Source organism: Dolichospermum sp. UHCC 0259, from assembly GCF_009711935.1.
GTDB lineage: Bacteria > Cyanobacteriota > Cyanobacteriia > Cyanobacteriales > Nostocaceae > Dolichospermum.
Map to the genome: position 1 here is coordinate 1 of NZ_VIKX01000171.1, position 13,400 is coordinate 13,400.

The 13,400-nt window shown below is 40.9% G+C and carries 8 protein-coding genes; 2 read left to right on the top strand and 6 right to left on the bottom strand.

Going from position 1 to position 13,400, the window contains the following annotated elements:
• Positions 1–75: 75 nt before the first annotated feature.
• A complete protein-coding gene (locus tag FJR05_RS13410) occupies positions 76–2,607 on the top strand; it encodes an ATP-binding protein (RefSeq protein WP_217385588.1) in 2,532 nt (843 codons plus the stop codon).
• A 118-nt stretch (positions 2,608–2,725) separates the two neighbouring features.
• On the opposite strand, the gene FJR05_RS13415 is transcribed toward FJR05_RS13410, so the two are convergent.
• Positions 2,726–4,318, bottom strand: a complete 1,593-nt coding sequence (locus FJR05_RS13415; RefSeq protein ID WP_168644575.1) for a glycoside hydrolase family 57 protein — start codon at positions 4,316–4,318, stop codon at positions 2,726–2,728.
• A gap of 355 nt (positions 4,319–4,673) precedes the next feature.
• On the opposite strand from FJR05_RS13415, the gene FJR05_RS13420 reads away from it, so the two are divergent.
• Positions 4,674–6,557: a bifunctional serine/threonine-protein kinase/formylglycine-generating enzyme family protein gene (locus FJR05_RS13420; RefSeq protein ID WP_168644576.1), complete on the top strand. Its 1,884-nt coding sequence runs from the start codon at positions 4,674–4,676 to the stop codon at positions 6,555–6,557.
• Positions 6,558–6,843: 286 nt separating this feature from the next.
• Here the strand turns inward: FJR05_RS13420 and rsgA are convergent, their stop codons facing one another.
• The 5 genes from rsgA to grpE all read right to left on the bottom strand — a co-directional run bounded on the left by rsgA (position 6,844) and on the right by grpE (position 12,971).
• Entirely contained in the window at positions 6,844–7,998 is a 1,155-nt protein-coding gene (gene rsgA / locus FJR05_RS13425) for a small ribosomal subunit biogenesis GTPase RsgA (RefSeq protein ID WP_168644577.1), read from the bottom strand.
• Positions 7,995–8,252: a sulfurtransferase TusA family protein gene (locus FJR05_RS13430; RefSeq protein WP_168644578.1), complete on the bottom strand. Its 258-nt coding sequence runs from the start codon at positions 8,250–8,252 to the stop codon at positions 7,995–7,997. The genes rsgA and FJR05_RS13430 overlap by 4 nt, the downstream gene beginning before the upstream one ends.
• Entirely contained in the window at positions 8,249–9,388 is a 1,140-nt protein-coding gene (gene dnaJ / locus FJR05_RS13435) for a molecular chaperone DnaJ (RefSeq protein ID WP_168644579.1), read from the bottom strand. The genes FJR05_RS13430 and dnaJ overlap by 4 nt, the downstream gene beginning before the upstream one ends.
• Before the next feature lie 558 nt (positions 9,389–9,946).
• Complete coding sequence (dnaK, locus tag FJR05_RS13440; RefSeq protein ID WP_168644580.1) at positions 9,947–11,911, bottom strand: molecular chaperone DnaK; 1,965 nt, start codon at positions 11,909–11,911, stop codon at positions 9,947–9,949.
• Between the two features lie 385 nt (positions 11,912–12,296).
• Positions 12,297–12,971 (bottom strand): nucleotide exchange factor GrpE, encoded by a 675-nt coding sequence (grpE, locus tag FJR05_RS13445; protein WP_168644581.1) that lies wholly within the window; start codon positions 12,969–12,971, stop codon positions 12,297–12,299.
• Positions 12,972–13,400 lie beyond the last annotated feature (429 nt).

Genomic DNA, 13,400 nt, shown 5'->3' on the forward strand with positions numbered 1-13,400 from the left:
TACTTCTACCTACCCTATAAACTCTCGAAAGTGGGGGGAGAGTGAAAAACTACGAATTTTCAGCACAAATTTGATTTGGTAGCAGCGGAACAATGCCGAGTTTTAGGACAAAAAGCCGCAGCTATTGAATTTTATGACAAAGCAATTCTGGGGGCAAAAACTTACGAATATCTGCAAGAAGAGGGAGTGGCTAATGAATTGGCTGCTAAATTCTATCTCGATTGGGGGAAGGAAAAAGTAGCTGCTGGTTATATGCAAGAAGCTTACTATTGTTATGCAAAATGGGGAGCTAAGGCCAAAGTTACTGATTTAGAACGACGCTATCCCCAATTACTTCAACCAATCTTGCAACAATACAAAATTAGTTTTGCGCCTCTAGAAACTTTGATCAGTGTGACTAATTCAGCCACAGAGCCGTCGAATAGTAGTATATCTGATTCTCTCGATTTCGCCTCAATCATTAAAGCTGCCCAAGCTATTTCTAGCACCATCCAACTCGATCAACTGCTTCAGCAGCTTACCCACATTATTCTCCAAAGTTCTGGAGGTGATGAGTGTTTATTAATCATGCCACAGGAGGGGATTTGGGAGGTGCAAGCGATCGCTAACCTGGAAACCACAGAACTTTGTTGTCAACCCATAGAATCTCATTCTCACCTGCCATTGAAACTGATTCAGTATGTTAAAAATACCCAATCTGTAGTGGTAATTGATAATTTACAAACAGATTTACCTGTCATTGATGCCTATCTCCTGCAAACTTCTCCTCAAAGTATTCTCTGTTTACCAATTCTCAATCAAGGACATTTAGTAGGACTTCTCTATCTCAAAAATCAATTTTCGGCTGGAGTTTTTAATAGCGATCGCATGACGGTGATCAACTTTCTTTGCACCCAAGCTGCTATCTCTCTAGAAAATGCTCGACTCTATCATCAATCTCAAAAAACTTTATTAGAAGTTCAACAAGTAGAGCAGCAATTACAGGCATCGCAGAAATTCTTACAATTGGTTATAGATAATATTCCTCAATTAGTTTTTTGGAAAGATACCCAATCAGTTTACTTGGGTTGTAATCGCCTGTTTGCAGAAGTAGCCGGCTTGAATTCTGTTCAAGATATTATTGGTAAAACTGATTATGAATTGCCTTGGAAAAAAGAAGAATCTGATTTTTATCGGGAGTGCGATCGCCGAATTATGGATTCAGGTATTCCCAAAATAGGGATTATTGAAACTCAACAGCAAGCTGGCGGCAAGCAAACATGGGCAGAAACTAATAAAATTCCCTTGCAGGATGACAATGGCACGATAATTGGCATTTTAGGGACTTACCAAGATATTAGCGATCGCAAACAAGCCGAAGCAGAAAAATCTCGTCTCATCTCCATTCTCGAAGCAACATCCGATCTCGTCGGTATTGCTGATATCAATGGCAATAATCTCTATCTCAATCAAGCTGGTCAGGAATTATTACAGATTCCAGCATCAGAAATCAATAAATTTCATATCTCTGAAACAACTGCTCCCGCAATGTTATCAATGCTGGAAACAGAAATGTTACCCAAAGCACTACGCGACGGAATTTGGTCAGGAGAAACAATCCTCCTCAGTCGTAGTGGCGAAGAAATTCCCGCATCTCAAGTTCTCATGACCCATAAAAATGCCCAAGGAGAAGTGGAATTTCTCTCGACCATTATTCGAGATATTCGTGACTCCAAACGCATTGAAGCCGAATATAAACGTAAATCCGAAGCTCTGGAACAGGCTCTCGAAGAACTCCAAAATACACAAATTCAACTGATTCAAAATGAGAAAATGTCAGCCCTGGGGAACTTAGTTGCTGGGGTTGCCCATGAAATTAATAATCCAGTTGGTTTCTTGAATGGTAATATTAAACCCGCTCTAGATTACATCAGCGATTTATTTGGATTACTTGATTTAGTCCAAACCAAATATTCTCAATTACATCCAGAAGTACAAGAGGAAATTGAAAATATTGATCTGGATTTTATCCGCGAAGATCTACCAAAATTAATCGCTTCGATGGAAGAGGGAGTGAAGCGAATTACTGACATTAGCACCAGTTTAAGAACATTCTCACGTGCGGATACTAATCACCCCGTTGCCTGTAATATTCATAATGGCATTGATAGCACCATTATGATTCTTAAACACCGTCTCAAGGCCAATACAACTCGTCCAGAAATTACTGTGATCAAGGATTACGGCGACTTACCCCAGATACAATGCTATGCTGGACAGTTAAATCAGGTATTTATGAATATCCTAGCCAATGCGATTGATGCTTTAGATGAAGCAAGTATTGGCCGTAAGTATAAAAATATCAATAATAAAATTACTATCAAAACCGCATTATCAACGGATAATCAACAAGTCATAATTCACATTCAAGATAATGGTAAAGGTATGACATCAGAAATTAAACAAAAGATTTTTGATAATCTATTTACCACCAAAGCAGTGAATAAAGGAACTGGATTAGGATTAGCGATCGCCCGTCAAATTGTGGTAGAAAAACATCAAGGACAAATCACAGTCAATTCTACACCCAATCAAGGAACTGAATTTATAATTACTTTGCCGTTATAGGTAATAGGGAATAGGCAAGAGGCAAGAGGCAAGAGGCAATAAATATTGTCCCAGTCCCCAGTCCCCAGTCCCCAATCCCCAGTCCCCAGTCCCCAATCCCCAGTCCCCAATCCCCAACTTAAAACACTGGCCGATAAACCCGATAATTAATATTGGGGAAAATATTATCCATTGACTCAACTTTTTCCAACCAACCACTATCAACCTTAGCAACTTTCACATCTTCATACAGCTTATTAAACCGCATTAAATGTGATCTAGTTCTTCTCACCGCATAGGGAACCATTGTTCCTGTCCGCATAATAAACGCCCAGTCAGAAGATTGTGCTAATAACAACTCTCTCGCAGCTTGGTTCAGTGCTTTTTCCTGCAACTCATCCTCAGCTTCAATTTGGGAAATTTCAATCATTCGTTCCGCAGCTTTGTGTAAATGTGGATAAACCCAAGCATTAGTATCATTTAACCAATATTCATGGAAACCCTTAAAGCCCCAACTCGATTGAGCCGGACGACATACTTGCTGATTTGGATTAACTCGTAGATAATCAGCTAAATGGGTCATTTCATAAGTTTTTTGGTCATACCATGACTTACGGAACAGGTAATCAATAAACCAAGGCCCCTCATACCACCAATGACCAAACAACTCCGCATCATAGGGAGAAACAATAATTGGCGGACGACCCATGATATTGTGTAAATGCCCAGTTTGCTGCTCTCGATTATACATGAAGTTAGCAGCGTGTTCTGCCGCCTTTTCCCTTGCCCAGTAAGGATCATATAAAGCCTTATCCGCAAGACCTAAGCCACGCCCAGTGATTTTATGATACTTAATACCCGTGTTTTTGCGCTGACCATTGGGCATAATATAGGGCTTAATATATTCATATTCAGCTTCCCAACCCAAATCTTTATAAAATTCCCGATATTCTGCCGCACCAGGATAACCCACCTCAGAAGACCACACTTGCTGGGAAGATTCATGATCTCGACCAAAAGCCGCTACACCGGGTTCTGTAAAAATCGGAGCATAGCTACCGAAGCGAGGACGGGGACGAGCGTATAAAATGCCATGACCATCGGTGAGGAAATAACGTAAACCAGCATCCGCCAGCATTCGCTCCACGCCTTCATAATAGGCACATTCTGGCAACCAAATCCCTCTAGGGCGTTGTCCAAAAGTTTCTTCATAATGTTCACAAGCTACCTGAATTTGCGCCCAAACAGCTTGGGGATACATTTTCATTAATGGTAAGTAGCCGTGAGTCGCACCACAGGTAATAATTTCCAAGTTATTACTATCTTGGAACTGTTTAAATGCTGTAACTAAATCACCGTCATAACGTTCCCATAATTCCCGCGCTTCATTAAACTCAGTTGCATAATGTTCTGCCAAATATCGAACATGACCATTATGGACATTGCGCTCGGATTCTAGTTCTATAAGCTCTTCTAGTTGAGCCAAGTGAGCATCATAGCGTTCTTGTAATAAAGGATCACGAAGCATAGAAATCAAAGGCGGAGTCATACTCATGGTGAGTTTGAAATCAACACCGTCTCGTTTTAAACCTTCAAATACTTTTAATAAGGGAATGTAAGTTTCAGTAATTGCTTCATATAACCATTCTTCTTCCAGCACATAGTCACTTCCGGGGTGACGGACAAAGGGCAGATGTGCGTGAAGTACAAGCGCGACGTAGCCTAGAGCCATAATATTTCTTCTGGTGTGGTATTTGGAGGTTACAGACAAAAAAGTCTGTGTGGGGAAATTAAGAATATTTTAAGACGATATGGGTCATTGGTCATGAATCCTCGGCTAATACTTAATAGAAAAATATTTTGGTCGTGAGATTTTTTAGTCCGTTAAAACGGACTTGAGCTATGAGACAGGGAATTAATTCCCTGGCGTGTTTGTTCATGATCAATATAATCATCAATCAAATTCGGAAATAGCCTTTTTTCCTCAATACATAAAATGATTAATTTTGACAGTGCATAAATCCTAAATTACTGATTTTCAGTAAATCAAGGTAGAATATCAAATAAACGTGCTAACTACCAAGATTATGAGCCTGTGCATCAATCCTAACTGCCCAAAGCCACAAAATCCCGATAATATCAACTTTTGTGAGGCTTGTGGCTCAGAAGTCTTGCTACAACAACGTTATCGGGTACAATGTCAGTTAGGACGGGGTGGCTTTGGTGTGACATTCGAGATTAACGAAGTCAGAACCAACAAGGCTAAAGTTCTCAAAGTCTTGATTAATAACGAACCTAAAGCCATAGAATTATTTAAACAGGAAGCTGATGTTTTAAGTCAACTCCATCATTCCGGTATTCCTCATGTAGAATTAGACGCTTATTTTGAATATTATCCCTACAACAGTCAAAACCCGATTCATTGTTTGGTAATGGAAAAAGTTGTGGGAGAAGATTTAGAAAAATATATGCGAAAACGTGGTTTGCGTCCTATTAACCAAACTACAGCTATAGAATGGCTAAAAGATTTAATTATTATTTTAGAACAGGTACATAATAAAAACTTTTTTCATCGAGATATTAAACCACCTAATATTATGTTGAGGTCTGAAAGTGCCGAATTAGTATTAATTGATTTTGGTACTGTGAGGAAGGTAACATCTACAGTATTTAAACAACAAGGTGGTGTAACGGGAATTATTTCTGCTGGTTACACACCCTCGGAACAAATTAATAATAATGCTGTACCCCAGTCTGATTTTTTTGCTTTAGGACGGACATTTGTTTATTTACTCACGGGTAAAGAACCACTTGACCCAATCATGTATGATTCCTATAATGAAAGATTAAATTGGCGGAATCATGCACCACAAATATCATCTATGTTGGCAGATTTATTAGATGATATGATGCAGCGTTTATATAAAGATCGTCCTCAAAACACTCAGGTGATTTTGCAAAGAATAGCAGCAATAGAAAAATCTTTACAACCACCAAAACCTCAACCACTAAAACCTCAACCACCAAAATCTCCAATACAATCAACTGGCCGTCGAGGTTTTATTAAAACTGCGAGTTTGGTTGTTGGTAGTACGACTTTAGCGGTAGTAGGTTACAATTTTTTGGGAAATAAACATCAAAATAGAACTCCCATTAACATAAGTTCTTTCAGTTTTGAAGTTGTCACCACAGACGCAACTGGAAATATCACCAACCGACGCAACGCAAGCGCGAAATACTTCACAGAAGACTTAGGAAATGGTGTGACGTTGGACATGGTGGAAATACCAGGGGGAACATTTATCATGGGTTCACCGGAAAGTGAAGCAGAACGAGATTCAGATGAAGGTCCCCAACGTCAAGTTACAGTTCCCAGTTTCTACATGGGAAAATATGAATTGACACAGGCACAATATCAAGCTATCATGGGAACTAACCCTTCCTCCTTCAAAGGCAATAACCGCCCTGTGGAAAGTGTTAGTTGGGATGATGCAGTCGAATTCTGTAAAAAGTTAAGTCAAAAAACACAGAAAAACTACAGATTACCCAGCGAGGCTGAATGGGAGTATGCTTGTCGTGCCAGAACTACCACACCATTTTATTTTGGTGAAAGTATTACCCCAGAACTGGTAAACTATGATGGTAGTTATCCTTATGCTTCTGCTTCCAAGGGTCAAGATCGAAGCCAAACAACAGATGTAGGAACTTTTCCCCCTAATGCTTTTGGTTTGTACGATATGCACGGGAATGTCTGGGAGTGGTGTCAAGATGATTACCAAGAAAATTATATAAACGCGCCTATAGATGGCAGTGCTTGGAATAGTCGAAGCAGTAGCGACTTAAAGCTGCAACGTGGCGGTTCTTGGAGCCTCGATGCTGGGAGCTGTCGGGCTGCGGATCGCGATAGGGATTCGCGCGACATTAGTCTCTACTACGGTTTTCGGGTCGTGTCTTCGTTCAGGACTTTGTAGCCCTTTATACTCTTACCCTTTTACCCTCTGCCCTTCTTTTTCTTTTCCCTTCTTCTCTTCATCGCCCTTAGGCGACTTAAAAAATTTTTTTCCAAAAATCTGGTTTTGATGTCTGGATTCATTATAGCACAGATTTTTTATTTTGTCTGAATCAGGATTACCAGGATTTAAGGATTTTCAGGATGGAAGAAGGGGTGGGATTTTGAATGTTAGGAAATTCGGTTCATTCAAGATCCCAATATCCCCGACTTCTTGAAGAAGTCGGGGATATGAAATTTATCTAGAATCAATCTTCACTGTCTTGATATAAATTTTGTAAGTCTTGCAATTGAGTCTTTCGAGAAATTCGGCGGTATTTTTTACTTTCTAGTTTTGGTTCGTATTGACTCTGACCTTTACCTTTAGATATTAATTTTAAATTTGATTCCGGGTCAGCTTGTTGGTTAAGATGGGTTTGATGGGCTAAAGCATCATCCAGAAATTCTAAATAATGCTGATATCGTTCCCAGTTACCACTAACAGCACAGTCTGGCTCATCTTTATGGATACAATCACTAAAGCGACAATGGGCAACAGCTAGGCGTTCTCTTGCTTCTGGGAAATAGTGAATTAACTCTTCAGGGCTACAATCTAAATCAGGTTGATTAAAACCGGGAGTATCTGCTAATAACCCACCTGTAGGCATTTCAAATAATTCTACATGACGGGTGGTATGACGACCGCGAGCTAATTTGCCGGAAACTTCCCCCACTCGCAGGTTGATATCGGGAATCAAACTATTAATCAAGCTGGATTTTCCCACACCAGAAGGACCAGCAATCACTGTAATTTTATCCTGCAAATATGTGGCTATTTGGTCAATGTTAATGCTATTTTGAACGCTAATAAATAAAGGTTGATAACCCCAAGCCAGTAAGCGATCGCTAATTTGCTGTTTTTCTTCTAAAGAGACTAAATCACATTTATTCAAACATAACAGCACATCAACGCCTGTAGATTCAGCCTTAATTAAAAATCTACTCAATTGAATAGGTTCTAAAGGCGGGTCAGCCACCGCAAAAACCAGGAGAATTTGATTGACATTAGCGATCGCTGGGCGATTTAATTGACTATGACGCGGTAAAACTTCACTAACAGCCCCCCGTCCATCAGTCCAATCTGGTTCTTCCACAATCACGCGATCGCCCACCATCACCTGTTGACCAATCTTTTTTAAGCGCATTCTCCTTGTGCAGAGGAGGATAGGAGCAGGGGGCAGGGAGCAGGGGGCAGAGGAGAAATTTCTTTCTTCCTTATTCATTCTTTCTTCTTCCGAACTCCTGACTCCTGACTCCTGACTCCTGACTCCTTCTAATTCATCCATCTGCACGCGATAAAAATTCGCCTGTACAGCTAACACCGTACCCAATAACTGTTTAGTAGAAATACTTTCCCCTGTCATGCCACAGTAACCGGACGACGGATAACCAGGGAAAAATAGCCAGCACAATCCGTAATTTGTTCCACTTGATAACCAGCCATTGTCAGACTATCAGGAACTTGTTCTATCGGTTCACCTGGATCTAACCAGACTTCGAGTAAACCTCCCGGTGGCATTTTTTCAAGATAGAGTTTTGTTCGCACAAAATTAATTGGGCAAGGAGTACCACGTAAATCGAGTTGAGCATCAGGGGTTAATACAGAAGACCCACTCATGACTTAAACAAGCCTCCTAAGAATCCCTCTAAACCACCCTTACCAGTTCTGTCTCCCTTAATTTTAGCCAGCTTCTCCAGTAGTTCTCGCTCCTCTGGGATGATTTTTGTCGGAATATCAATTAATACCGTCAACAGATGATCACCACGACTTACAGGATTACCCAGACGGGGAACACCACGATTTTCTAATTTCATCACCGTATTCGGTTGAGTTCCAGCGGGAATAATTAACTCCACCAGTCCATCTACCGTATTTACCTCCAACCGGCAACCTAAAATTGCTTGTAAGTAGCTAATTTTAATTTCCGAGTTAATATTGATGCCCTCACGATGAAATTCTTCATCTTCATTGACAAACAAGTAAACGTATAAATCACCTGGAGGCCCATTCCGTTGACCCGCATCTCCTTCTTGGGAAATCCGTAATCTTGTGCCATTGTCCACACCAGCAGGAACATTAATTTTCAGTTTCTTTGTTACCTGATTTGCGCCCTTACCATCACAAGCATCACATTTATCTTCCACCACCGTTCCTGTGCCATCACAGGTGGGACAAGTTGACACTTGAGTAAAACTACCAAAAGGAGTTCTTGTTACCCGTCTGACTTGACCTGAACCGCTACAGGTGCTACAAGTCCGGGGACGAGTTCCTGATTTAGCGCCAGAACCACTACAAACTTCACAGGTTTCTAAATGGGAAATCCGAATTTCCTTTTCTCCACCAAATACCGCTTCCCGAAAATCTAATTTCAGGTCTAAGCGCAGGTCATCACCTCGAACTGGTCCACTCCGCCGTCTTTGTTGGGGTTGTCCACCTGGACTGCCAGCAAAACCGCTGAAAATGCTTTCAAAGATATCGGCAAAACCACCCATATCACCCATATCTTGGAAACCAGCACCAGCCGCTGCTGCTCCAGAAACACCGGCTTCACCAAAGCGGTCGTAACGAGCGCGAACTTCTGGCTCTGACAGCACTTCGTAGGCGCGGTTAATTTCCTTAAATCGTTCCTCTGCCCCAGATTCTTTATTTACATCTGGGTGATACTTTCGGGCTAGGCGGCGATAAGCCTGTTTAATCTCTTCTTTGTCGGCGTCACGAGAGACACCCAGGGTTTCATAATAGTCTCGGGCCATATAGCAAGGTTAAAATTTAGAAGGAAGCAGAAGTACGGAAAATAGTAGCTAATAGGTTTAAGGTAACACTTTAACAAGAATACAGAAATTTAGGAGTGCAAATAGCGTGGGGTAGTGTTAGTCATGCTCTTTTTTAATTTTTGTTAATAATAATTATTTTTTTGGCATTAGTGTCCACAACAATGATCTTAGGTTTCCCCCATGAGCGACGGCTGAACCCTAAAGGGGCTTCGCATTCCAGGGTGTGGTGACTCCAATAACGGCTACCATGAGACTCCCTTCGACTTCGCTCAGGGCAAGTGGCTCAGGGTGGTCTGGTCAGCATAGCTTGCTTGATTACTCTTGCAAGCTCAGTCCCTTTAGGGCTGGGTTACTGACAGCATTTATTATTGATGATACTTTTGATTAACTTTTTATTATTGTGCTATTGAATTGGGGAAAAACCTACCCATTAATTATAGGAACTAGCCGTAATATTAAATGTGGAAAACCCAACCTATACTTTTGGTTAGGTATATGATATGGCTCTGTTGAGCAGATATTTGGCAGGGTAAATTTCTAATCTATCGTCTCATAATCAGCTTGTGAGTTATTTTCTTCATCTAAATCAATATTGAATTGTGGTATTTGCGTGTTGGTTACGGGAGAATGATATTCTTCTGTCAGATTTAGATTTATTTGTGTGGTATCTTCTGATTTGAAATTATCTTCACTAGCCTGTTTGTAAACGTCTGTACCAATAGCAAAGATAGTTTGTTGTAAATCATCTAAAAGGGTTTTAAATTTCGCTGGAGATATATGGGAATTGCTCATTGCGGCTTGCAGTTGTTCAACTTTCTGATTAGCGATCGCTATTAATTGCTCACTGAGTAGATTGGAATTATCCCGTAATGTGGAAGTATAGGTGAACAAGAGATTAGTAGCTTGATTTTTGAGTTCCACCAGTTCTTTACGTCTTTGATCTTCTTCGGCAAACAATTCTGCTTGTTTCCGCATTTGCTCAATTTCGTTGTTACTTAAACCGCCTGTACTGGTAATGCGGATGCTTTGTTCTCTACCTGTACCTTTATCTTGTGCCGCAACTCTGAGAATGCCATTCACATCAATTTCAAAAGCGACTTCAATTTGGGGAACGCCGCGCGGAGCAGGAGGAATACCACTGAGGAGAAATTTGCCCAGACTTTTGTTATCTTTGGCCATAGCGCGTTCTCCTTGGAGGACATGAACTTCTACGGAGTTTTGTCCATCAACGGCTGTAGAGAATATTTGGGCTTTGCTGGTGGGTATGGTGGTATTCCGGTCAATAATTTTGGTGAATACTTCTCCTAGTGTTTCAATCCCCAAAGATAACGGTGTGACATCTAAAAGTAACAGGGTGTCTAATTCCCCTCCTAAAACCCCGGCTTGGATAGCTGCGCCCAGGGCTACGGCTTCATCAGGGTTGACGGAATGATCTGGGGTTTTACCATTGAAAAATTTAATCAGGGCGTTTTGAACGGCAGGAATGCGGGTAGAACCGCCGACGAGAATAATCTTATCTATATTCTGTGGTTTGACTTCTGCGTCTTTGAGGGCTTGCATCATTGGGGCGATAGTCCCCTCGATTAAACTCCCTGTGAGTTCTTCAAATTGGGAGCGGCTGAGTTCCATTTCCAGATGTTTGGGTCTGGTGGCATCAGCGGTGATAAATGGCAGGTTAATGGAGGTAATAAACATGGTGGATAGTTCGACTTTGGCTTTTTCCGCTGCTTCTCGTAAACGTTGGAGTGCCATTTTGTCTTGGGTGATGTCTATCTTCTCTTCTGCCAGGAATTGCTCCACCATCCAGCAGACAATGGCATTATCAAAGTCGTCTCCGCCGAGATGATTATTACCACAGGTGGCTTTAACTTCAAAAACTCCATCTCCTAGTTGGAGAATAGATACGTCGAATGTGCCTCCGCCTAAGTCAAATACGAGGATTAATTGTTCTTGATCTTGTTTGTCTAAACCGAAGGCTAGGGCGGCGGCGGTGGGTTCGTTGATAATTCTTAATACTTCTAGTCCAGCAATAGTACCTGCATCTTTTGTGGCTTGTCTTTGAGCGTCTGTAAAATATGCTGGTACGGTAATTACGGCTTTTGTAACCTCGTCTCCCAGGAAGTTTTCCGCGTCTTGCTTGAGTTTTTTCAAGACCATAGCGGATATTTCTTGGGGTGTGTAATTTTGGGCGCGAATTTGGACATCAACGGTGTTATCTCTGCCTTTGATGCAGTTATAAGGGACACGACCACGCTCTAATTCTGTGTCTTCCCAGCGACGACCGATAAATCTCTTGATACTGTAGACTGTGTTTTCGGCATTGGTTACAGATTGTCGCTTGGCTAGTTGTCCGATGAGGCGATCGTTAGTTTTACCAAAGGCTACGATACTAGGGGTAGTGCGTCCACCTTCGGAGTTGGCAATTACTTTTGGTTGGCCAGCTTCTAAAACAGCTACACAACTATTGGTAGTCCCTAAGTCAATCCCGATAACTTTTCCCATACTTGAATTATTTTTAGTAAGATGCTCTACCGTAAGTAATTATTCACAAGTGATTGTGTTTTAGCTACAGGCAATAAATTTATGCAAACTTTATGCAAACTTTATTAAAAACACATTATAGGCGATCGCTTACACAGAGGCTACCGTTTTAAAAAATTACTAAGTAGGTAAACATAATAAAACCAATATATGTTTAGTTTTGTGAAACCCGTAAAACAACCTATTTGTAAGGCATTCATTGAATTTACATTTCGTCACATACCTTTAAATTTTTCGGTTTACCTACTTATTACATTGGCATTCATGGTTAATGATCCTATTTAGATGCTATGGGCGTAAGGCTGTGAAACTTTAAGTAAGTATCAACAGCCTTATACTGTTTAGGCTAACCGTTATCTTGATTGGACAAATCTTGTGAGTCCACAGATATATCTTCTCTGGGCGCAGCTACTTTTACCATTGCATGGCGGAGTACACGGTCGCCAAAATAATAGCCACGAACTAACTCTTCTAAAATAGTTCCTTCTGGATGTTCGTCGGTTTGTTCTCGCATCACAGCTTCATGCAAATTGGGGTCAAATTCTTGACCTTCAGGACGCATGGGTGCTACACCTAAACGTTTTAGACAATCTACCAATTGTTTATAAACCCCTTGATAGCTCTTATGAATGGTCATTTCGCCATCACCTTGGGGTTTGAGGTGCGCTCGCGCTCTTTCAAAATTATCAACGACAGGTAGCAATTCTGTAATTGTGTTGCGCTTTACCTGTAGGTCAATTTCTTCTTTTTCTTTGGCAGTGCGTTTGCGGTAATTCTCAAAATCTGCGGCAATTCGCATATATTGAGTGCTACGGTCTTCTAATTGAGCTTTGAGAGTTTCAACTTGTTGAGATAAATCTGCTAAGACAGCGACATCTACTTCAATGGGGTTGACTGTAGCATTACCATTTTCTTCAGTGAGTATATTATCTCCCTGTTCATTTATTTGGTTTGCTACTTGCTCATTAGCTTCGCTGCTAGAGTCTTGGGGGTTAATTTCGGACGGGGAGTCACTTTTCATAAGAATATGTGGTAAATGGAAAACTCAGTCACTGAAGTGCTGAGAAGAATGGTTTGCGGTAGACTTAGGCGTTAGTCAGGGGTCAGAATTTATGCTGAATTCTGTGTGAGTGGCGGATGAGTACTCGGGTTTAAGACCTCACCAAATCCTATATTTGATGGTCTACAATCGGTTGCGTGTCCTAATCCCCGACAGATTGATTCTGACTCCTGAATTCTTCTTTAAATAGTTTACCCGTTTATTTTCGTTTAGTTTACTATTATCCACCTATCCTAGATGCTTTTAACAGCAGAAATTTAACGAGCTATCAGTATTTGGCGAGTGAGCTAATTCTGGGTTTAAATTCCGTATTTAACAACCAGCTTAAGTTTTTATAATCACCAGTGTTTTGCAAGAAGTGATGTTACCCCTAGTCCTATGATAATAAAT